General features: G+C 69.9%; 17 protein-coding genes and 1 pseudogene. 7 read left to right on the forward strand and 11 right to left on the reverse strand.

All coding sequences use genetic code 11. The features are described 5' to 3' along the window. Window positions 1-15: 15 nt before the first annotated feature. From ASC56_RS09190 to ASC56_RS09230, 9 genes and pseudogenes are all read right to left on the reverse strand, one after another. Entirely contained in the window at window positions 16-786 is a 771-nt protein-coding gene (locus ASC56_RS09190) for an amino acid ABC transporter ATP-binding protein (protein WP_107309217.1), read from the reverse strand. Next, window positions 783-1,532 carry an amino acid ABC transporter permease gene (locus tag ASC56_RS09195; RefSeq protein ID WP_055490762.1) on the reverse strand — a complete coding sequence of 250 codons (750 nt, stop codon included), beginning with the start codon at window positions 1,530-1,532 and terminating at the stop codon, window positions 783-785. Before ASC56_RS09195 ends, ASC56_RS09190 begins: the two co-directional genes overlap by 4 nt. After that, window positions 1,529-2,386: an ABC transporter substrate-binding protein gene (locus tag ASC56_RS09200; RefSeq protein ID WP_055490763.1), complete on the reverse strand. Its 858-nt coding sequence runs from the start codon at window positions 2,384-2,386 to the stop codon at window positions 1,529-1,531. Before ASC56_RS09200 ends, ASC56_RS09195 begins: the two co-directional genes overlap by 4 nt. A 400-nt stretch (window positions 2,387-2,786) precedes the next feature. Next, window positions 2,787-3,320, reverse strand: a complete 534-nt coding sequence (locus ASC56_RS09205; RefSeq protein WP_234376899.1) for a hypothetical protein — start codon at window positions 3,318-3,320, stop codon at window positions 2,787-2,789. A gap of 80 nt (window positions 3,321-3,400) precedes the next feature. Then, window positions 3,401-4,641: pseudogene (locus tag ASC56_RS09210) on the reverse strand (IS701 family transposase). Window positions 4,642-4,876: 235 nt separating this feature from the next. Continuing rightward, window positions 4,877-6,709, reverse strand: a complete 1,833-nt coding sequence (locus ASC56_RS09215; RefSeq protein WP_055490764.1) for a glycoside hydrolase family 15 protein — start codon at window positions 6,707-6,709, stop codon at window positions 4,877-4,879. Window positions 6,710-6,953: 244 nt separating this feature from the next. Beyond that, entirely contained in the window at window positions 6,954-7,667 is a 714-nt protein-coding gene (locus ASC56_RS09220) for a bifunctional 2-polyprenyl-6-hydroxyphenol methylase/3-demethylubiquinol 3-O-methyltransferase UbiG (protein WP_055490765.1), read from the reverse strand. After that, a complete protein-coding gene (locus ASC56_RS09225; RefSeq protein ID WP_055490766.1) occupies window positions 7,664-8,167 on the reverse strand; it encodes a hypothetical protein in 504 nt (167 codons plus the stop codon). The genes ASC56_RS09220 and ASC56_RS09225 overlap by 4 nt, the downstream gene beginning before the upstream one ends. A gap of 2 nt (window positions 8,168-8,169) precedes the next feature. Further along, complete coding sequence (locus ASC56_RS09230; protein ID WP_079102390.1) at window positions 8,170-9,435, reverse strand: molybdopterin-dependent oxidoreductase; 1,266 nt, start codon at window positions 9,433-9,435, stop codon at window positions 8,170-8,172. Between the two features lie 458 nt (window positions 9,436-9,893). On the opposite strand from ASC56_RS09230, the gene ASC56_RS09240 reads away from it, so the two are divergent. Further along, a protein-coding gene (locus tag ASC56_RS09240) for an IS5 family transposase (RefSeq protein ID WP_107309219.1) occupies window positions 9,894-10,702 on the forward strand; the annotation gives its coding sequence in 2 pieces (ribosomal slippage) (window positions 9,894-10,241 and window positions 10,244-10,702; 807 coding nt in all). 9 nt (window positions 10,703-10,711) lie between these two features. On the opposite strand, the gene ASC56_RS09245 is transcribed toward ASC56_RS09240, so the two are convergent. Further along, window positions 10,712-11,587, reverse strand: coding sequence for an alpha/beta fold hydrolase (locus ASC56_RS09245; RefSeq protein ID WP_055490769.1), 876 nt, complete (start codon window positions 11,585-11,587; stop codon window positions 10,712-10,714). A gap of 97 nt (window positions 11,588-11,684) precedes the next feature. Here ASC56_RS09245 and ASC56_RS09250 point away from each other — a divergent pair, with 97 nt between their 5' ends. Next, window positions 11,685-12,098 (forward strand): helix-turn-helix domain-containing protein, encoded by a 414-nt coding sequence (locus ASC56_RS09250; protein WP_055490770.1) that lies wholly within the window; start codon window positions 11,685-11,687, stop codon window positions 12,096-12,098. A gap of 109 nt (window positions 12,099-12,207) precedes the next feature. After that, entirely contained in the window at window positions 12,208-13,404 is a 1,197-nt protein-coding gene (locus tag ASC56_RS09255) for a cytochrome P450 (RefSeq protein ID WP_055490771.1), read from the forward strand. Window positions 13,405-13,630: 226 nt separating this feature from the next. Here the strand turns inward: ASC56_RS09255 and ASC56_RS09260 are convergent, their stop codons facing one another. After that, entirely contained in the window at window positions 13,631-16,246 is a 2,616-nt protein-coding gene (locus ASC56_RS09260; RefSeq protein WP_055490772.1) for a glycoside hydrolase family 2, read from the reverse strand. 157 nt (window positions 16,247-16,403) lie between these two features. Between ASC56_RS09260 and ASC56_RS09265 the strand changes: the two genes are divergently transcribed. The 4 genes from ASC56_RS09265 to ASC56_RS09280 all read left to right on the forward strand — a co-directional run bounded on the left by ASC56_RS09265 (window position 16,404) and on the right by ASC56_RS09280 (window position 21,155). Then, the gene (locus tag ASC56_RS09265) at window positions 16,404-17,417 is read left to right on the forward strand and encodes a LacI family DNA-binding transcriptional regulator (protein ID WP_055490773.1); all 1,014 of its coding nucleotides are present in this window, start codon (window positions 16,404-16,406) and stop codon (window positions 17,415-17,417) included. Window positions 17,418-17,583: 166 nt separating this feature from the next. Further along, window positions 17,584-18,681 carry an ABC transporter substrate-binding protein gene (locus ASC56_RS09270; protein ID WP_055490774.1) on the forward strand — a complete coding sequence of 366 codons (1,098 nt, stop codon included), beginning with the start codon at window positions 17,584-17,586 and terminating at the stop codon, window positions 18,679-18,681. A gap of 1 nt (window position 18,682) precedes the next feature. Next, entirely contained in the window at window positions 18,683-20,200 is a 1,518-nt protein-coding gene (locus tag ASC56_RS09275; protein ID WP_055490775.1) for a sugar ABC transporter ATP-binding protein, read from the forward strand. Then, window positions 20,193-21,155 (forward strand): ABC transporter permease, encoded by a 963-nt coding sequence (locus ASC56_RS09280; RefSeq protein ID WP_055490776.1) that lies wholly within the window; start codon window positions 20,193-20,195, stop codon window positions 21,153-21,155. Before ASC56_RS09275 ends, ASC56_RS09280 begins: the two co-directional genes overlap by 8 nt. The last annotated feature ends 3 nt before the right edge of the window (window positions 21,156-21,158 follow it).

Consider the following 21,158-nt stretch of genomic DNA (forward strand, 5'->3'; position numbering starts at 1 on the left):
TACCGCTCGCCACCATCACAGGACCTGGGAGAGGAACTTCTGCAGCCGCCCGGACCGCGGCGCGTCGAAGATCTGCTCCGGTGGCCCGGACTCCACGACGACTCCCGCATCCATGAACACCACTGTATCGGCCACCTGCCGGGCGAAGCCCATCTCGTGTGTCACCACCACCATGGTCATGCCCGCCCCGGCGAGCTCGGCCATCAACTGCAGGATTCCCTTGACCAGTTCGGGGTCCAGCGCGCTGGTGGCCTCGTCGAACAGCATCACCTGCGGCTCCATCGCCAGGGCCCGTGCGATGGCGACGCGCTGTTGCTGGCCGCCGGAGAGCTGGGCGGGCCGGTGCCCGCCGCGGTCGCCGAGCCCGACGTCCTTCAGACGCTGCGTCGCGATCTCGGCGGCCTGCTCCTTGGACAGCTTCTTCACATTGCGCAGCGCGAGCGTGATGTTCTGCAAGGCCGTCTTGTGGGGGAAGAGGTTGAACTGCTGGAACACCATGCCGACGCGCTGCCGCAGTTCATTGACGTCCATCGTCGAGGTGTCCTTGCCATCGAGCAGGATGTCACCCGAGGTACGGGTCTCCAGTCCGTTCAGGCAGCGCAGCAGGGTCGACTTCCCTGAGCCGGAGGGGCCGATGACGCACACGACCTCACCGGCCGGCGCCGTCAGGTCCGCGCCGCGCAACACTTCGACCGGCCCGAACCGCATGCGGAGGTCACGCGCCTGGAGCGAGGCACCCGTGTACCGCTGCGACGCCGGGGGAATCGTCAGGTCCGGCGTGGTCACGCCAGCACCTCCTTCGGGTCGGCGAGTGACGGCTCTTCCGGCACCGCGGTGGGGCGGGACCCCTCACGCAGCCGCCGGTCGATGTAGTTGACCAGGTGGGTGAGGGGGACCGTCAACAGCAGGTAGCACAGGCCGGTGGCCAGCAGTGGCGACAGGTTGCCGGAGGTCACCGACTCGTCCTCGCCGATCCGGAAGAGCTCGCGCTGGGTGGTGATCAGGCCCAGGAAGTACACCAGGCTGGAGTCCTTGATGATGCCGATGAACTGGTTCACCATCGCCGGCAGCACCCGCCGCACTCCTTGCGGCACCACCACCAGGCGCAGCGCCTGGCCGTGGGTGAGCCCAAGTGCGCGGCAGGCCTCGCCCTGTCCTCGGTCCACGCTCTGGATGCCCGAGCGGAAGATCTCGCCGATGTACGCCCCCGACATCAGGCTCAGCGCCAGGATGGCCGCCGGATACGGCGATGCCAGCCAGCTGATCTGGGCCGCGAACACACCCTCGCCTATCACCAGAATGGTGAGTGCGGCGGGCATGCCGCGGAAGACGTCCGTGTAGACGCGGGCGGGTATGCGCAGCCACGTACGGGACGACAGTGCCATGACCGCCAGCACCATGCCGATGACGCTGCCGAGGAGTGCGGAGAGCACCGACAGGAGAAGCGTGTTGCGCAGTCCGTAGGTGAGCAGGTCCGGCAGCACCTGCCGGATCAGCTGCCAGTCGAAGAAGTTGTTGAAGAGGTCGTTCACTTGAGCGCCTTCGCCTTGTACGGGGGCAGCTGGCTGCTGCTCGGCACCGGGTCCTCGGGGAAGTACTCCTTGTAGAGCTTCAGCCAGGTACCGTCGGCGACGACCTGCTCCAGTGCGGTGTCGAGCCTGGTCCGTAGCGCGGTGTTGCCCTTGCGGACCGCCCATCCGGCGGGGAAGTCGGTGGCGGGGACGGTGAGGGGCTGACTCAGCTGCAGGTCAGGGTACTTCTTGGCGATGGCGCGGTTGGGGCCGTAGTCGTTGAAGAATCCGTCGACGCGGTTGTTCTTCAGGGCGAGGGCCGCGGTGTTGTTGTCGGGGAAGCGGACGATCTGCGCGCCGGGGATCAGCGTGGCGGAGTTGAGGTCCGTGATGGAGCCCTGGAGCACCGCGATCTTCTTGCCTCCGACGCTGGGGACCTTCGAGGTGATCCCGCTCTTCTTGCCGGTCAGCAGGCCGAAGTAGCCCGCGAGGTAGCCGTTGGAGAAGTCGACCATCCTGACGCGGCCGGGGGTGATGCCGACCGCCGCGGCGGCCACGTCGAACTGCCGGTTGTTGACCGCCGGCAGCAGCCCCGCGAAGTCCAGCGACACGAACTGCGGGTTGAGCTTCAGCTTGCGTGCCGCCGCCGAGATCAGATCGACGTCGAAGCCGGTCAGCTTGCCGTTCTCCTCGTAGGTGTACGGCTTGGTGTTGTTCGACGTGCCGATCTTCAGCGTGCCGGCCTTCGCCACGCCGGACGCGTTCGCGGCCGGTGTGTTCGTGTCCGCAGCCGCACCGGAGCCGCAGCCGGTCGCTGCGAGCAGCAGCACGGCCGCCGCGGCGGCCACCCCTCTTGCCGAGCGGAACTTCCCCATTTCTCCTCCATGCATGCTGGAACGTCCTGCGTGCGCTGAGCACCGAATCCGTGTCCGGGCGCACGGAATTCCGGACGGTGGTGCGGGTGGGACGGCGTGATCGACGAGGCCGAACGGCGGTGGCCGGCGATCGATGGCAGCGGGTGCCGGGGCCCCTCATCGGCCGCCGAGCGCGGCGCATGAAGGGTGCGAGAGGATTCCTCTTCCTGGCGAGAGCGTTCCCTCTCGGGTGGTGAGAGAACGTTCTCTGAACGAGTGGGAGAACGTTCTCACGCGTCTCATGGGCCGTCAATACCCTGTGCCCATGGGTTCGGTGAGTCCCAGGCGGGGTGCGATGGCCGGGTCTGCTGAGCGCTCCTTAGTACTCCAGCCGTAGTTCGCGATCACGGCGAGTCGCCGCTCACGGCCCGTAGACGAGATCTGCACCCCCACTGGCCTCAATCAGCCAGGACAGCGAACCGCTTCCGAAGGGCCAGCCAGTGGTGGCCACCTGCACCCAGCCGCCCGACTCATCGATTCCTGCGTGCCACCACCACCAGCTGCGATCGTCTCCCATTCCTTCCTCGGTCGGGTCGAAGTAGTACAGCCATCCCGAGAGCGTCCACGGCCCCCGATCGGCGGCCGCTCTCTCCTCTGGCGTCATCGCCCGCCATTGACGCAGCCACGCCTCAACGTCAAAGGGCTCGCCATGTTCCGGTTCCGGGGTCTCGGGCGCGCACCGCTGGATGAACCAGGTCGGCAACAGCTGCGGCCAAAGCTCATCTGTCGGCCAGTCACCCATCTGGGAGACCACGCATGTCAGTACGGCACGCGCGTTGTCGATGACCTGGGCCGGGTCCTCGGCAGTGAACCTGAGGCGCACGAGAAACGGCCGGGGCTGGTCGTCATCCTCGGCGCCCGGTCCGGATCGAAGGCGCCGCAGCTCGCCTGTCATGGTTTCCACGGTGAGGAAGTATGCATCGGCACTGACCTCGCGACATCTCGTTATCGCCACCGGTCAGGGGACACCAGCCTCTACGGCTGGGCAGTTGCTTGCCGTTGGTAGTGGCAGGCTCGGGCGCGGGCTTGGTGTCGGCGTCGCCAGTGTGACCAGCGCAGGCGGTGTACGAGGTCGTGACCGGGCTGGTCAGGGCCGCGAACAGGTGCTGGATCTCGTTGCCGGTCAAGGGGATCAGGCCGTCGAGGGCGGGCCGGTCGCGGCGTTCGGTGGCTGCGGTGACGGCGAGGAAGGCGTGGGCGAGCATGGCGAGGGTGACCCAGCGGTGCCAGGAGGTCCAGCGGCGGACCTGGTGCTCGTCCAGTCCGGTCAGGCCCTTTCCGGCCTGGAAGGTCTCCTCGATCGTCCAGCGTCGTCCGGCCACCTGGACCAGTTCCGACAGCGGCACCGGCCGGGGTGAGAAGCAGCGGTAGAAGGCGAGTTCGCCGGTGCGGCGGTTGCGGCGGACCAGCAGGTACCAGTGGTCGGGCCGACCAGCGGGGTCGTGGATGTCGACCTGCGCCCAGTCGTAGTACCGCTCGCCCTTCGCGCCCGTTCCGGCCGACAGCCGTTGCCAGGCCCGCCTTGGGATCCGTGCGGCCAGGGCCTTTGCCTGGAACTTCCCAGCGTGCGTGGTGATCGTGTGGGTGCTGGAGACGGCCAGGACGTAGCCGGTCCGGCGGCGTTCAAGGGTGATCCGCAGGTGGGGGTTGTCGCCGTAGACCTCGTCGCCTGCGACCCAGCGTGCGGGGGTTCCCGCGTCGAGCGCCCGCTCGACCATGCGGGCGGCGAGCTGGGGCTTGGTGGCGAAGGCCAGATCGTCCGGGATGCCCGCGCTGCAGCAGCGGTCCGGGTCCTCGGTCCAAGAGCGTGGCACGTACAGGGCTCGGTCGATGGAGGCGTGTCCTTGGGGGGCGGAGTACACGAGATAGACGGCGACCTGGGCGTTCTCGATGCGGCCGGCGGTGCCGGTGTACTGGCGCTGGACGCCGACAGTCGCCGTGCCCTTCTTCAGATCGCCCGTCTCGTCGACCACGAGCACCGCCTGGTCGTCGGCGAGGTGGTCGACGACGTAGGCGCGCACGTCATCGCGGACCGCGTCGGCGTCCCACTTCGCACGGTGCAGCAGGTGCTGCATGCCGTCCGGGGTCGCGTCGCCCGCATGCTCGGCCAGCGTCCAGCAGTTCTTCCTCGGCAGGTCTGACAGCAGTCCGAGCACCAACGCAGTTGCGCGACGTCGGGGTTCGACCCGAGCGAACCGGCCCGCCACGCGGCCCATCAGCTGGTCGAACATCGCCCGCCACCGGGCAGGCACTACGCTGTGACCCGCGGCCACCGCCTGATCTTCGTTTGTCCACACAACTCACGATGATCAACGGTCGCTGCAGCCATCTCCGGACCAGCCCTGAACAGCAAGATCACGATCTACGGCTGGAGTATTAGACTCTCTTCCGCCAACCGCTGCTTCAATGCTGGGCGTTGGGCGCTTCCCGTGGAGATCCGTCAGAAGCGCCCTAACGTTCGGTTCCTTGCGGTGCGGTTTGCCGCTCGGCGTCGCGGATGGCACGGGCGGCGTTGATGAGCCCGATGTGGCTGAAGGCCTGTGGGTAGTTTCCGAGGGCCTCTCCCGTGATGGAGTCGGTCTCTTCGGCCAGCAGGCCGACGTCGTTGGCGTGCGCGATGGCGGTTTCGAACACCTGCCGTGCGCGGGTGGTGTGGCCTGTCAGGGCGAGGGCGTGGGCGAGCCAGAAGGTGCACAGCACGAAGGCTCCCTCCGCTTCCTGGATCTCGTCGCCGCGGTAGCGGCGGACCAGGCCGCCCGCGTCAGTGAGGTGGGTGGCGATCGCCAGCACGGTGGACTGGACGCGGGGGTCGTGCGGGGGCAGGAAGCCGACGATGGGCAGCATCAGTGCCGAGGCGTCCAGGTCGTCACTGTCGAACGCCTGGGTGAAGGCGCCCAGGCGGGGGTTCCATCCGCGCTGTTCGACGGCTTGGCGGATGCGGTCGCGCTCGTGCCGCCAGCGGGGTACGCGTTCGTCGGCCCCAAGGGCGGAAGCCATCGCGATGGCGCGGTCCAGGGCGACCCAGCACATCAGTTTCGAGTGCAGGAAGTGTCTGCTCGGGCCTCGCCGCTCCCAGATGCCCTGGTCCGATTCAGTCCACCGGCGGGCCGCTGTCTCGGCCGCCTGGAGCAGGAAGGCGCGGGTGGGTGGGTCCAGGCGCTCGTCGGACGGGAGGGTCTGGTGGGCGGCGTCGAGGAGTTCACCGTAGACGTCGAGCTGGCGCTGGCGCCATGCGTCGTTGCCGCTGCGCACGGGAGCACTGCCGCGCCAGCCGGTCAGGTGCGGCAGGAGCCGCTCGCTCAGGTCACGTTCGCCACCGATGCCGTACACGATCTGCAGGTCCACGCCGCGGTGGAGCTGAGTTGCCGCGGCGCGGGCGACGAAGCCGAAGAACTTGTCCTTCTCCTTCTCGCAGGCGGCGGTGGCCAGGGCCTGAAGGGTGAAGCTGGCGTCGCGGACCCACGTATAGCGGTAGTCCCAATTGCGAGTGCCACCCGCACGTTCGGGCAGGGAGCTGGTGGCCGCGGCGACAATCGCCCCCGTTGGAGCGAAGGTCAGGGCCCGCAGCACACGCCCGCTGTGGCCCACCTCGTCCTGCCAGGGGCCGACGTATCCGCGGTGGAGCCGGGACCACGAGCGCCAGCCTTCGACGGTGTCGTTCAGGCGCCGCCGGATACGCCGCGCCCGCCAACGCGTCGGCTCGCTTCCCCACGCCGGTCCGACGTGCAGTGCGAAGCCGAGGCGGTCCGGGGCCCGGAGCGTGATCCGACCGTGCGCGGTGGAACCGCTCACCTCCAGGTCGACGGGGCTCGACAGCAACAGGACCTGGGCACCCCCGTACGCGGTGAGCCCGCCCTGGACGCGTGAGAGGAGCGGGTGCACGAGTCCGAATTCCGGGCGCGGCGCATAGGCGATCTCGATGGGCATCCGTCCTTCGGTGCAGGTGATCTGGCGCAGGAGGATTCCGGGGGAAGCGGTGCCGAGTGCGTGTCCGCGCTCGCGCCGTCCCAGGGCGAGCGCGTCGCGCAGGACCGCCGTTCCTCCGGCGGTGCGGAAGGTCGTCTCCAGTACGAGGGTCTCCTCGACGTAGCGGCGGCTGACATCGGCGGGTCCGGCGGGTCCGATGGACCAGTGGCCGGCATCGTCGTCCAGGAGCCGGGCGAAGAGCGCCGGGCTGTCGAACCGGGGAAGGCACAACCAGTCCACCGAGCCCTCGGAGGTGACCAGAGCAGCCGAGCGGCAGTCGGACAGCAGAGCGTGGTCACCGATCGGCCGCCCGCTCACCGGCCGTGGTCCGTCCACCCCCGGCCCGTCGACGCGGCCCGGCGCGGACGGGCCGAGCAGCCGCCCGCTTCCCGGACCGCTTCGGGCACCGGTCGATCGTCCATCAGGGCCTCCCTGCCCAGTCGATTCACCTCACTCGAACAGCACGAACCTCGCACCGCCCGTCGGGCCCGCCGACGGTTGCCCCGACGGGAGGGCACGACGCGGCGCTGCCCACCCACTCGGTCTGTCGGCGCCACTGGTCTCATGTCCCCGCGGCTGTGTCGCCGCCCTCTGGTCGGTTCTGTCGCCGCGGCGCCGAACCGTGACGGCCGAGGGCGAGGAAGCACCGGTGGCCACTCCTCCACTGGTCCGTGACGCTGAGGCCGAGGTCCCCGGCGATCCTGCGGAGCGCCGGTGCCCCCAGGCGTGCCCAGGGGAACGCCGGGCCACGGTGGCCGTGGGTGTCCTCGAGCCACGCGACGCAGAGCTCCTCGACATCCTGGTGATCACCCTCGACGAGCACGTATCCCGCCGGGCCGATGAGCTGGGCGCAGCGGCGCAGCAAGGTCGTCGGGTCGCCGCCGATGCCGACGTTCCCGTCGGCGAGCAGGAGGGTCTGCCAGCCCCCTTCCGTTGGCAGCGGATCGAACACCGACCGGCACAACGCGACCCCGCCGAGCGCGATGGTCCGTGCGACGGCGCGCGGGGCGATGTCGATACCGACCGCGAAGACACCGCGGGTCAGCAGTGCCCGGCACAGCCGGCCCGGCCCGCAGCCGATGTCCAGCACGGGTCCGTTGCAGCGTTCCAGCAGGGTCTCGTCGGCCCCGGTGGGCTGGGCGCACCAGCGGCGCACCGGCAGCCTGGTCCGGCGTCCGTCCGCCATCCGCAGGTACACCGGTCCACGGCCGGCGCGCAGGGCCAGTGCGTAGGGGTCCTCGCGCGAGGAGGGCGACATGTTCCTGTCCGCCGTCATGGCTCGGCGCCGTGATCGGGTGGGTGCCGTTCCTCGTCGGCGCGGGCTGCCCGATGGACGCGGCGCAGCCTGACGGCGAAGGCCAGTGCCGAGGCGCCGAACAGGATGGCGGTGACGGCCAGCCATCGGCCGAGGTAGACGCCCTCGGGCAATCGGGTGTCGCCTTCGTAGGGGACCGCCAGATCGAGGATCAGGGGGAACCACACGAGCAGCAGCACTCCGGACAGGAAGGTGGGGACGCGGAGATAGTTGATCCACGGCACCGTCGGCAATCGGCCGATGCGGTGGCGCACCACGGAGTGGGCCGACAGGTCGGCGAGCGAGTACAGGGGCAGCAGGATCACGTCGTGGAGGATCGCCGCGCCCACGAACCAGACCGCGACGTCGAGCGGCCGGAGGGCGAACAGGCGCACCATGGCGTAGCCGGTGAGGGCGAACGAGCAGATCAGTGCGAGGAGATGCAGGGGTCCGGAGCCGTACCAGCGGACGAAGCGTGCCATGGTCACCTCCTGAAGGTGAGCCGGCCGACCCACTTGGTGTTGTTCACCCCGGGGTTGGCCGGGACGATGACGCGGGCGGGATAGCCGTGGTCGAGCGAGAGGTCCGCGCCGTTGACGCGCAGGGCGAGCAGGGACCGGGGGTTGTGAATCTGGTTGCCGCGCAGGACCACCTTGGTGAAGGCGCCCGGTGGTTGGACCGACTCCACCAGGACGCTTCCTGCATCGGGAAGGCCGGCCAGGGCGGCGAGATCGGCCAGACGCAGGCCGCTCCAGTGCTGGTCTGCGGTGGACCACCCCTCCACACAGGCGATCGGCAGCGCGGCAGCGTGCTGGCGCATCGCGAGGAGCTGCTCGCGTGTGAGGACCAGTGCCGGACCGTGGCCGTGCACCTCCAGTCGCCAGTCCGGCCCGACGAGCGCCGGGGTCACGCCGACGGCCGCGGCGCTCTTGTTGATCTGGAAGGCGCTCGGCCCACTGCCGGGGTTGCGGTTGTGCGGGGCGAGCAGGGCGGTGGCGCGCAGTCGGCCCCCGATGCTCTGTCCTGCGGTCACCACGAGCAGGACCAGCGATCCCGCTCCTACCATCGCCAGGGCGCCGCGCCGCGTCATGCTCGGCGCGTCGGGTGAGGTCGCCACCAGGCCGTCCGGGTCGGGCGGCTCGGGCCGGGTGTGGGCGAGGTCCGTGCGCAGTACGGTGGCCAGACCACGCGAGCGCAGGGCGCTGGTCATCCGGCCGAACTTGAGGCACACGTGGACCACGAAGGCGGCGATGAACACCCAGGCGCCGTAGAAGTGAAGGCGGTAGAAGGAGCCCGGGAAGACGTAGTAGAGCTGGATGTTGAGGATCCCCGTGGCGAATTCGAAGATGACGCCGCCGACCAGCATGACCAGGGACAACCGCTCCAGGCCGTGGGCGACGGTGCGGACCGGCAGCCACTCGAACAGCTTGGGGATGACCGACCACAGCTTGGCCAGCAGTACCGGGACGAGTACCACCCCGAGGGTGACGTGCACGCCCTGGATGAGCCGGTACAGCCAGTAGGGATGCGTGGGCCAGTCGAAGAGGTAGAAGCCCAGAATGCCCTTGTCGGGGGTCTGGTCGTTGAGCGGGCTCAGATCGGGGTTGTAGGCGGCGTAGGACAGAGCGCCGGTGACGAAGAGCACCGGGATGCCGATCAGCAGCACCAGGCCGAACACCGACGTCAGCCACGGTCCACGGATCGGGCTGCGCCAGAACCCGGGGCGGAAGGGCCCCGGAGGCGGAGGCATCCGCGCGATCCGCCGCGCGATGGCCCGGGTACGAGCGGCCGTTGTGGCGGCACGAGCGGCCGTTGTGGCGGCACGAGCTGCCGCAGCGGCGCCGATCCGCTTCAGGCGCCGCCGCGGGTGTCCCTCGTCGGGCCCCGGGGGCTTCGCTCCCCCGGGTGAACCCGAGTCTGGCGGCCGTCCCCCACTGCTCATCAGCCGTCTCCTCCATCTCGGGGCCACGCCCTGGATGACGGGCGGTCGATCGCAAGGATTCTTCCGGAAATACCTGGTTGAACCCCCATGAAGATCGCCGATTCACTCTGTTGCCCGCCTCGGCCGCCCGCCCTGGCCGATCTGGTCTCGCTGTCGGCGGTCGCCGTCCTCAACACCGAGGCGAACCGTCGGCCGACCCGGGCGGGCACAGTGCAAGGACCCCTTAGACGTCGTTTCCTTTGGCGTGATCGTTCGTTGAGCCGTGCATGACGGATCTGATTGAGCGGTTGGTGCCGGATGAGTTATGGACGCTGTTCCGGCGGGTGGTTCCGCCGACGGAGGTCATACGTCCGCAGGGCGGCGGCCGACGGCGGGCGGGTGACCGCGAATGCCTAGCGGCGATCATCTTCGTGGCCACCTCGGGGTGCACCTGGCGGCAGTTGCCCCCGGTGTTCGGGCCGGCCTGCCCGACGGTCTACCGGCGTTTCGCCCAGTGGAGCCAGGACCGGGTCTGGGCCCGGCTGCACCGAACCGTCCTGGACGAGCTCGGCGCCCGAGGCGAGCTGGACTGGTCGCGGTGCGCCATCGACTCCGTCAGTCTCAGGGCCGCAAAAGGGGGCCACTGACCGGACCGAATCCGACCGACCGCGGCAAGAACGGATCGAAGATCCACTTGATCACGGACCGGAACGGTCTGCCTCTGTCACTGGGCATCTCCGGCGCCAACATGCACGACAGCCTCGGCCTGAAACCGCTGGTCCGGGGAATCCCACCGATCCGCTCCCGGCGCGGCCCACGCCGCCGGCGACCGGCCAAGCTCCACGCCGACAAGGGCTACGACTACGACCACCTGCGCCGATGGCTCCGCAAGCGCGGCATCCGCCACCGCATCACCCGCAAAGGCATCGAGTCCTCGCAGCGGCTGGGCCGGCACCGCTGGGTCGTCGAGAGGACGGTGTCCTGGCTCGCCGGCTGCCGCCGCCTCCACCGCCGCTACGAGCGCAAGGCCGAACACTTCCTCGCCTTCGTCGGCATCGCCGCAGCCCTCATCAGCTACCGCCGACTCACCAACTGAAACGACGTCTTAGGCGGCGAGGAACGGTCGTAGCAGGGCCAGCAGGGCATCGGGGCGGTCCAGCGGGATGATGTGGCCGCAGTCCGGTACGACGTGTGCCTCGAGATGGTCGGCGTACGGGCGCAGTTGGTGTTCGAGGGCGCGGCCCACCGGGTGGGCACCGATCGTCAGTGTGGGAACCGTGAGGCGAGCGGAGTCCACGGCCGCCCGGATCTGCCGGGCGGTGGATGCCAGCGCCCGGTACGGGCCGAACGCACCACGCAGCGCCTCGCCTCCGACGTACGCACGGGCGATCGCGTCGCGGACGTCCTGTCGCACCCCGCGCCCGAGCGTGCCGCGGTCGAGGAACCACCCGATGTACGTCTCCTCCTGACCCGCGAGCACGGACTCCGCCAGGCCCGGTTCGCCGTGGAAGCCGAACCACCATGGTGGACCGTCGGCGAGGAACTCCTCGGCGCCGGGCAGGCGGCCCAGCAACGACTCCATGACCACCAGCCGCCGTACCAGGTCGGGCCTGCGCATGGCCAGCATGAACGCGGGCGGGGTGCCGACGTCGATGCCCACCACCGCCGCGGAGCTCTCGCCGAGCGCCTCCAGCAGGCCCTCGGCGTCGGTGGCCAGCGTCCCGGCGTCGTACCCGTCCGCAGGCCGGGAGCTGTCACCGAAGCCCCGCAGATCCGGCGCGATCACCCGGTAGCGCGCCGCCAGTTCGCCGATGACGTCGGTCCACAGCCGCCAAGTGTGCGGGAAGCCGTGCAGAAGCAGGACGGCCGGCCCCTCTCCGGCCGTCGCCACGTTGAGTTCGACGCCATGGGCAGTGACCCGGCGCAGTTCGACCGTGAGCTGGTCGGGGCCGCCGGACAGAGGGACGGTGGTGGTGGCCATGCGGGCTCCCTTGAGTAACGAATGGTGACAAGAGAACGGTAGGTGACTACTTTGGGGCTTCCCAGACCGCACTTTCCCCTCAGGTGGTGAGCTTCAGGTGACCGCCCAGGACAAGGACGCCTCCGCCGGTGTGCGCGGCGACCTGTTCGATCCCCGGTGCCCGACGCGCCGACTGCTCGATCGGATCGGCACGAAGTGGACGTCGATGGCGGTGAAGGTGCTGGCGCAGGCGTCCCCGGACGAGGTGCGCTTCGGCGAGCTGCAGCGCAGGATGCCCGGCGTCTCCCAGAAGATGCTGTCGGTGACCCTGCAGAACCTGGTGCGCGACGGCTTGGTCGCGCGCCGGGTCGAGCCGTCGGTTCCCCCACGCGTGCACTACCGGCTCACCGAACTCGGCCTGTCGCTGGAGGCCGTGCTCGCAGCGGTCCGGGACTGGGCCGAGGAGCACATGGCCGAGGTCGACCGCGCCAACGCGCTGAGCCGACAGCACGAAGGCCCGGCCGAGCCATGACGGGCGTCGATGGCCCCGGACTTCGCCGGTGACAACTGCTTTGCGTGGCCTCACCTTTGGGCAGAACCTGTGCGTCGTGGGTGTCCGAAGTACACCGGGGGGTGGCCCGATGGGCGACACACAGGACAGCGCACGAAAGGTCCACAGGGACAGCGGGCCGCCCGGATGCCCGGTGAGCCGGGCGGCGGACGGCAGCTGGCAGGTTCGCGGTTACGCGGCTGCCCGTGCCGTGCTGCGCAGTTCCGAGACGGTGCAGGCCGGCCTCGGTATCGAATCGGTGGAGAAGCTGCCCCGGCGGATTCGTCGCCCCGTGCTCTACCAGGACGGACCCGGACACCGCGAGCAGCGGCGGCGGACCGCCCGGTTCTTCACGCCCCGGCGCGTGAGCGAGCACTACCGCGAGGTCGTCGTGCGCATCGTCGAGGAACAGTTGTCGGTGCTGCGTGCCGCCGGTCAGGCACAGCTCGCCGACCTGAGCTTCAGCGTGGCGATCGCCGTGGCGAGCGACATCATCGGCCTGCGGCACAGCAGGCCCGGCATCCGGCAACGGCTGGAAGCCTTCTTCCCCGAAGAGTTCGGCACCCCGGGACTGACCAGCCCGCACGGCATCTACTGGCTTGTGCGCCAGAACATCAACTGGCTCCGCATCTACGTCGCCGACGTCCGGCCCGCGATACGCGCGCACCGCCGCAAGCAGCGCGACGACCTGATCTCCCATCTGCTCGCCGACGGCTGTTCGGACGCCGAGATCCTCGGCGAGTGCCTGACCTTCGCCGCCGCCGGAATGATCACCACACGCGAGTTCATCTGTGTCGCCGCCTGGCACCTGTTCAGCGACAACAGCCTGCGCGACCGCTACCGCGCGGCCGAGGAACCCGAGCGGCTCGACATCCTCCAGGAGATCCTGCGGCTGGAGCCCGTCGTGGCGCGGCTGTGCCGGCGTGCCACCGCCGAGCTGACGTTGCCGACCGAGGACGGGCCCGCCACCGTCATGCCGGGCGAGCTTGTCGCCGTCCTCGTCGACAACGCCAACACGGACCCGGCGACCGTCGGCGACGACCCATACCTCCTCCTCCCAGGCCGGACCCTGGCGCTGGGCCCTGGCGCCGCCGGTCTGTCCTTCGGGGACGGAGCCCACCGCTGTCCGGGAGCCGGGGTCGCGATCCTGGAGGCGGACGTGTTCCTGAGCCGGCTCTTCGCGCTCGACGGCGTACGGATGACGAGTGAGCCGCGCGTCTCCTTCAAGGACGAGATCGGGAGTTACGAGATCAGGAACCTGACCGTGGCGGTGCCACCGCCGCGCTAGAAGCTCGGGGGTGGCCCGGCATCGCGGGCGTCGTGGTGAAGCGATGAGCTGTGCATCGTTGCAAACGACTGGGAGCGCGGGTGCGGGCCCGGTCCGCCCGCTGCCGAAGCGGCGGGCGGACCGGGCCGGTGACCGTCACGGTGGGGGCGCGGGCAGTCGTCCGGCGCGGCGGGGAGGCGTTGGCCGGTTCTGCCCGGGTGTCAGAGCTCCGAACCGTTCGGAGCCCTCAGGGGCACCCCGCCGGTACCGCCCGTGACGCGTCGGCGATCAGCGCGTCCTGGGCCGCCTTCAACCGCCGCACATCGGGCTTGGTCACCTTGCGGTCGTACGTCATCAGGCCGTTGAGCTCGCCCTCGACGTCCGAGATCTGCGTGTACACCGCGCCGTTGCCGCCGTGGCAGGCCAGCGCGTGCACCTCGGTCAGCTTCCGCAGGTAGTCGTCGGTGTAGGTCGTGGGGTCGACGTCGACGTACGACTGCTGCACCGACCAGGCGTGACCGGGCACCGCGAGGCCCAGTCCTCCGTACTCGCCGCTGACCAGGGCCCGTTGGCCGTCCGGGTGCGGCGGCAGGGCCGGGCTGGGGTAGCCGTGCTCGTCCATGATGTCGCCGGCTCCGCCGTCGGCCCCGAGGTTGAGGCCGGACATGTTGTTGACCAGCCGGGTGGGGTCCCAGGACTTGGCCTGGGAGGCAACGCGGCCGACGTCGTACTGGCCCCAGCCCTCGTTGAACACGACCCACATGACGACCGCCGGGCTGCTGATGTGCTCGTCGATCATCTGCTTCATCTCACGCTCGTACTCGGCGCGGGCGGCGGGCGACGGGTTCACGCCCGCCGTCATCGCCGGCATGTCCTGCCACACCAGCAGGCCGAGCCGGTCGGCCCAGTAGAACCAGCGGTCGGGTTCGACCTTGATGTGCTTGCGGACCGCGTTGAAGCCCATCTTCTTGTGCATCTTCAGGTCGTGGGCGAGTGCCGCGTCGCTCGGCGCGGTGTACAGGCCGTCCGGCCAGAAGCCCTGGTCGAGGGTGGCCATCATGAACACCGGCTTGCCGTTGAGGACCGTGCGCGGGACGCCGTCGACCTTCTGCACCGAGATGGAGCGCATGCCGAAGTAGCTGCCGACGCGGTCGTCGCCGACGCTCACCCTCAGGCCGTAGAGGAACGGGTCGTCGGGGGACCACAGACGGGCGTGCGGGATCTGGAGGGTGAGGGGCCGGCCGGTGCGGCCGGTCGCGACGGCGACCTTGTGCCGGCCGTCGTAGGCGGTGGCCGTGATCCGTACGCCGTCGCGGACGCCCTGCGGCTCTACGGTGAGCGTGCCGCTGTCGACATGCGGGGTCAGCTTCAGCTGCTCGACGTGGTCGGCGGCCACCGGCTCCAGCCACACGGTCTGCCAGATGCCGGAGGTCGGGGTGTACCAGATGCCGCTGGGGTCGAGGCGCTGCTTGCCGAGGGGCGGGTTCTCGCCGTTCGCGGCGTCCGTCGGGTCGTGGACGCCGACGATGAGCTCCTGGGTGCGGCCGGGCTTGAGGGCGTCGGTGATGTCGGCGCTGAACTTGTCGTAGCCGCCCTGGTGTTCGGCGACCTCCGTGCCATTGACGTAGACCTTGGCCCGCCAGTCGACCGCGCCGAAGTTCAGTTGCAGCCGCTTGTGGTCACCGATCCTCCAGCCGGAGGGGACGGTGAAGGTGCGGCGGTACCACATCCGGTCCTCGTGCCGTTCGATGCCCGAGAGCTGGGACTCGACGGGGTACGGGACGAGGATCCGCTCGGCGAGGTCGCGGCCCACGGGCGGCTGTTCGTCCGCCTTGGCCGCGGCGAACTGCCAGCTGCCGTTGAGGTTCTGCCAGGCGTCACGGGTGAGCTGGGGCCTTGGGTATTCGCGGTGGGCGTTGGCCGGGGTGACGTCGTCCGCCCACTTGGTGCGCAGCTGGTAGGTGGAGTGGTTGGCGCCGCTGCTCCAGAACGCGCTGACAACGTTGCCGCTCTTGCCGGTCAGGCCGCCTTGGCCGTCGTAGCGGACGTCCGCCAGACCGGGCGCGGTGCCGGTCTTGTTGCCGACGACGGGCTCCTTCAGCGAGACGAGCAGGGACTTGGGGTCGGCCGGGTTCGGGCGGGCGGCGCCCAGTGGCCAGGTGGCTCCGCCGATCACGGCGTGGAGGTGGTCGGTGAGCCCGGCGGGCGGCGCGTCGAGCGCCTGCGCGAAGTCGAGTTGGAGAGTGCGGCCGTCCCGTTGGACGGTGGTGGCGATGGCGCCGTCGTAGGCGTACCCCTCGGGCAGCAGGAACGCCGACTGCGGTACGGCGGTCTTGGTCCCGCCGGGCGGGGTCCAGCGCACGTGGAGGTTGGAGCCTCCGTAGTGCTCGAAGTACTCGACCTTGATGTCATAGGCCTTGCCGGAGGTCAACTCCACCGGTGCACCGGTCTGTTCGCGGTCCCAGTCGTCGACCCAGTGGTCGATGACGAGTCTGCCGTCGACCCAGAGGCGGAATCCGTTGTCCCCGATGATCGAGAAGGTGGTCGGGCCCGTCTTCTCCGGGACGATGCGCCCGGTCCAGCGGACACTGACGTCGTCGTCCTGCCCGGTGGCCGACTTCAGGCGGGACTCCAGGGAGTCGAAGTCGAGCTGTGGGTCGAATCCGGTGGCCTTGAGCTGGGCGAAGTCAAAGGCTCCGGGGGCCGATTGGGTGTAGTACTCGCCCTTGAGGCCGTGGACCTCGACGGGGTCGTTCGCCGCCGTCGCGGCTGCCGTGGCGGTCGGTGTCGCGGCCAGGCCGGCGAGGCCCAGCGCGGCCGCGAGCAGCAGGGACAGGCGGTGTCTGAGGGGTCTGATGCGCACGGATCCTCCTTGGCTGAGGAAGGGTGGCGGCTCACTGCTTCAGTCTGTACAACGTTGGAAGCACGGCAGTTGGCATGAGAGCACGGCTCCCGGCCGCTGTCCAGGGTCATGACAAGGCTCCGGATTCCGGAGCTCCCATCGATGCCGAGGAGATCCCTTGCGGGTCAGCCTTAAGGACGTGGCCGAGCGGGCCGGCGTCTCGATCAAGACCGTGTCCAACGTCGTGAACAACTATCCGCATGTCACACCGGCGATGCGGGCCCGTGTGCAGGAGGCCATCGACGAACTGGGCTACCGGCCGAACCTGACCGCGCGGCACCTGCGCAAGGGCCGGACGGGCATCATCGCGCTCGCCGTCCCCGAACTCGGCAACCCCTACTTCGCGGAGCTGGCGAGTGCGGTGATCGACGCGGCGGCCGAGCACGAGTTCACGGTGCTGCTCGACCACACCCGTGGCAGACGGGAGCAGGAGGTACTGGTCAGCCAGGGTTTCAGGGCCCGGGTGATCGACGGGCTCATCCTCAGCCCGCTGGAGCTGGAGGCCGAGGACCTGCAGGGGCGGTCCGACGACGTGCCGCTGGTGCTGCTCGGCGAGCGGGAGTACGACGCTCCGCACGACCACATCGCCATCGACAACGTGGCCGCCGCGCGGGCCGCGGTACGCCATCTGCTCGGCCGCGGCCGCACCCGCATCGCCTACCTCGGCGCCCGTACGGACTCCGCGAACCGCCCGGCCCACCTGCGGCTCGTCGGCTGGCGCGAGGAGTTGGCCGCGGCGGGGGTGCCGGCGCCGGACGGCCTGGTGGTACCGGTCGGCGGCTGGGACCGGGACGACGGCGCCCGGGCCATGGCCCAGCTGCTCGACTCGGGCGTGCGGCCCGATGCCGTGTTCGCGCTCAACGACCTGATCGCGATCGGGGCGATGCGGGTGCTGCACGAGCGCGGTCTGCGGGTGCCGTGGGACGTCGCCGTGGTGGGGTTCGACGACATCGCCGAGGGCCGCTTCGGTGCCGTGTCGCTGACCACGATCTCGCCGGACAAGCAGGCCATCGCCCGCATGGCGGTGGCCTCGCTGCTGCGCAGCCTGTCGGGGCGCGGCGAGCCGGGCGGGCGCGAACTCACCGCGGAGTTCCGGCTGGTGGAGCGGGAGAGCACGCTCGGGCGCCGCTGAGGTCGGTACGGACCAGCGAGCCGAAATCTCGGACGGGAGGGTTTACAGCCCCCTTCCAACGATGTAAATACCTCCCCTGAACAACGTGCACGCCGAGTTGACCGCAAGAGCCGTCCTTCCCCGTAAGCGCTCTCAGCGCCGGGGCCGCGCCGTTTGGGGAACTCCCATGAAGCACACCGCATCACTGCGTCGCACCTCTGTACGGGCACTGCTCGCCACCGGCCTCGTCACGAGCCTGGCGCTCATGACCGGATGCACCAAGTCCGAAGGCAGCTCCGGCAACGGCAAGGCCGCCTCGCAGCAGCAGGACTCCGGCCAGGTCGTCGCCTCACCGAGCGGCGGTTCCGGACCGACCTGCGCCATCGACGCCTACGGCGGCAAGAAGCTGGACCTGAGGTCCGCCGCCGTCGGTTTCTCCCAGTCCGAGAAGGAGGCCAACCCCTTCCGCATCGCGGAGACCGCCTCCATCAAGGCCGAAGCCCAGAAGCGGGGCGTCAGACTCCTCACCTCCAACGCTCAGTCGCAGTTCTCCAAGCAGATCAGCGATGTCCAGGACCTCATCGCCAAGGGCGCGGACCTCCTGGTCATCGCCCCGCTCAACTCCGACGGCTGGGAACCGGTCCTGCGCACCGCGTCCGCCAAGCACATCCCCATCGTGACGATCGACCGCAAGATCAACGCAGCCGCCTGCAAGGACTATGTGAGCTTCATCGGCTCGGACTTCGTCGAGCAGGGCAAGCGGGCCGCCGACCGGATGATCGCGGCGACCGGCGGCCAGGGCGAGATCGCCATCCTGCTCGGCGCGGCGGGCAACAACGTCACCACCGAACGGACCAAGGGCTTCGAGGACCGGATCAAGGAGAAGGCGCCCGGCCTCAAGATCGTCTTCCGTCAGACCGGTGACTTCGCCCGTGAGAAGGGCCAGTCGGTCACCGAGAACCTGATCCAGTCCAAGCCGGGGATCAAGGGCATCTACGCCGAGAACGACGAGATGGGTCTCGGCGCCGTCAACGCTCTCAAGGGCGCAGGCAAGAAGCCCGGCGACGTGAAGATCGTGACGATCGACGGCACTCGCAACGCCGTGCAGGGCATCGTGGACGGCTGGATCGACGGCGTGATCGAGTCGAACCCGCGCTTCGGGCCGCTGGCCTTCCAGACCCTGGACGCGTTCACCCAGGGCCAGAAGGTGGCGCAGGACATCGTCATCCAGGACAGCTCCTACACCGCGAGCAACGCGAAGTCCGACCTGGGCAAGGCCTACTGAGATGCTCACGGTCACCGGACTGTGCAAGACCTTCCCCGGCGTACGGGCGCTGTCCGACGTGGACTTCACCGCCCGCGCCGGAGAGGTGCACGCCCTGGTCGGCGAGAACGGCGCGGGCAAGTCGACGCTGATCAAGGTGCTCACCGGCGTCCACCAGCCCGACGCGGGAGAGGTCACCTACGACGGCACCCCCGTCCGCTTCGCCACTCCCCTGGGGGCACAGCAGGCGGGCATCTCCACCGTCTACCAGGAGGTCAACCTCGTCCCGCTGCTGAGCGTCGCCCGCAACCTCTTCCTCGGCCGCGAGCCACGCGGACGACTCGGCCTCATCGACTTCGGCCGTATGCACCGCGCGGCGGACGAGACCCTGCGCGGCCTCGGCATCCGGGTCGACGTACGCCGACCCCTGCGCGAACTCGGCGTCGGCGCCCAGCAGATGGTGGCCCTCGCCCGGGCCGTCGCGATCGACGCCCGGGTGGTGATCATGGACGAGCCCACCTCGTCGCTGGAGCCGCGGGAGGTGAGCACGCTCTTCGGGGTGATCCGCACGTTGCGCGAACGCGGCATCGCGGTGATCTACGTCAGTCACCGCATGGACGAGCTCTACGAGATCTGCGACGCGGTCACCGTGCTGCGCGACGGCCGGGTGGTGCACAGCGGACGGCTCGCCGATCTCGACCGGCTCCGTCTGGTGGCGCTGATGCTCGGGCGGGAGATCGGCGAGGTGCGCCAGGAAGGCCTGACGAAGTTCACCGGCTCCCATGACGCGGCGGCCCAACCGGTCCTCGAAGCGATGGGGTTGACGGTGCGGCATCGGCTGAACGACGTCTCGCTGTCCCTGCGTCCCGGCGAGGTGGTCGGCCTGGGCGGACTGCTCGGCTCCGGGCGCAGCGAGACCGCGAAGGCCATCGCGGGCGCGCTGCCCGTCGACGGCGGCCGGGTCGTCGTGGCCGGTGTGCCGGTGCGCGGCGGCTCCACCGCGGCGGCGATCCGGGCCGGCATCAGCCTGCTGCCCGAGGACCGCAAGACCGAGGGGATCGTGCCGGGCCTGTCGGTGCGGGAGAACATCGCGCTGGCCGCGCTGCCGGAGCTGTCGCGCTTCGGCCTGGTCGACGACGCCCGCATCGACCGCATCGTCGAAACCTTCGTGAAGCGGCTGCGCATCAAGGCCTCGAGCCCCCATCAGAAGGTCGGCGAACTGTCCGGCGGCAACCAGCAGAAGGTGCTGCTGGCGCGGTGGCTCGCACTGCATCCGAAGGTTCTGCTGCTCGACGAGCCGACGCGCGGCATCGACGTGGGCGCCAAGGCGGAGGTGCAGGCACTCGTCGACGAACTGGCCGACGATGGCCTCGCCGTCCTCCTGATCTCCTCCGACACGGAGGAACTGATCGAGGGCAGCGACCGCGTCGTCGTCCTCAAGGACGGTGCGGTGGTGCGCGAGTTGACGGGCGACGCCGTCACCGAGGACGAGCTGATGCGCGCGATCGCCGCCGTACCGGCGGGAGGGCACGATGACTGACCTGGCCCTCGCCCGCGGCACGGTGGACCGCGACCGGGCACTGCGCCTGCTGCGGAACTACGGCGTCTACGGCGGCGTCGTGGTCCTGCTGCTCTTCAACTTCGCCTTCACTGCGCACTTCGCCTCCGCCGAGAACTTCCGCACCCAGGCCGTACAGGTGGCCCCCGTACTGATCGTCGCGCTCGGCATGGCCCTCGCGATCGGCACCGAGGGCGTCGACCTGTCGGTGGGCTCGGTCATGGCCCTGGCCACCTCGCTGCTGTCGCTCTACCTGGGGTACGGCCCCTGGGTCGCCACGCCGATCGCGATCGTCGGGGGCATCGTGGTCGGCGTCGCCAACGGGGCGCTGATCGCCTTCGTGGGCGTGCAGCCCATCGTCGCCACGCTCGCCCTCATGGTCGCCGCCCGTGGCCTCGCGCTGGTCCTGCTGCCCCAGCTCAAGGACGTCCACGACCCCGGCATGGCCGCCCTCGGTTCCGGTGACGTGCTGGGCATCCCCTACCTCGTCCTCATCGCGGTCGCGCTCGCGCTGCTCGTGGCGTTCGTCGTCAAACGCTCCACGTTCGGGCGGCAGTTGCCGGCCATCGGCGACAGCCGTCCGGCGGCCCGACTCGCGGGGCTGCCCGTGCGCCGGGTCCTCGTCGTCGTGTACGTCTGCTCCGGCGCGCTGGCGGCGATCGCGGGCGTGCTGGCCACCGCCCGGCTGACCGCCAGCGACCCCACCTCCCTGGGCACGCTGATGGAGCTGTCCGCCATCACGGCGGTGGTCGTCGGGGGCACCCCGCTCAGCGGTGGCCGGGTCCGCGTCGGCGGCACGGTCGCGGGCGCCGTACTGATCCAGCTGCTCACCACCACGCTCATCAAGCACGACCTGCCGCCGTCGTGGACGCAGATCGCGCAGGCCGTGGTGATCGTCGGTGCTGTCCACGTCGCGCGCGAACGGGGGAAACGATGACCA

Source organism: Streptomyces sp. TP-A0356, assembly GCF_001417775.1.
Lineage (GTDB): Bacteria > Actinomycetota > Actinomycetes > Streptomycetales > Streptomycetaceae > Streptomyces.

Coding starts and splice junctions, on each gene's coding strand:
- ASC56_RS09230 (WP_079102390.1), bottom strand. CDS start 9,435: ATGCCTCCGCCTCCGGGGCCCTTCCGCCCCGGGTTCTGGCGCAGCCCG.
- ASC56_RS09255 (WP_055490771.1), top strand. CDS start 12,208: ATGGGCGACACACAGGACAGCGCACGAAAGGTCCACAGGGACAGCGGG.
- ASC56_RS09280 (WP_055490776.1), top strand. CDS start 20,193: ATGACTGACCTGGCCCTCGCCCGCGGCACGGTGGACCGCGACCGGGCA.
- ASC56_RS09200 (WP_055490763.1), bottom strand. CDS start 2,386: ATGGGGAAGTTCCGCTCGGCAAGAGGGGTGGCCGCCGCGGCGGCCGTG.
- ASC56_RS09205 (WP_234376899.1), bottom strand. CDS start 3,320: ATGACAGGCGAGCTGCGGCGCCTTCGATCCGGACCGGGCGCCGAGGAT.
- ASC56_RS09270 (WP_055490774.1), top strand. CDS start 17,584: ATGAAGCACACCGCATCACTGCGTCGCACCTCTGTACGGGCACTGCTC.
- ASC56_RS09225 (WP_055490766.1), bottom strand. CDS start 8,167: ATGGCACGCTTCGTCCGCTGGTACGGCTCCGGACCCCTGCATCTCCTC.
- ASC56_RS09245 (WP_055490769.1), bottom strand. CDS start 11,587: ATGGCCACCACCACCGTCCCTCTGTCCGGCGGCCCCGACCAGCTCACG.
- ASC56_RS09220 (WP_055490765.1), bottom strand. CDS start 7,667: ATGACGGCGGACAGGAACATGTCGCCCTCCTCGCGCGAGGACCCCTAC.
- ASC56_RS09275 (WP_055490775.1), top strand. CDS start 18,683: ATGCTCACGGTCACCGGACTGTGCAAGACCTTCCCCGGCGTACGGGCG.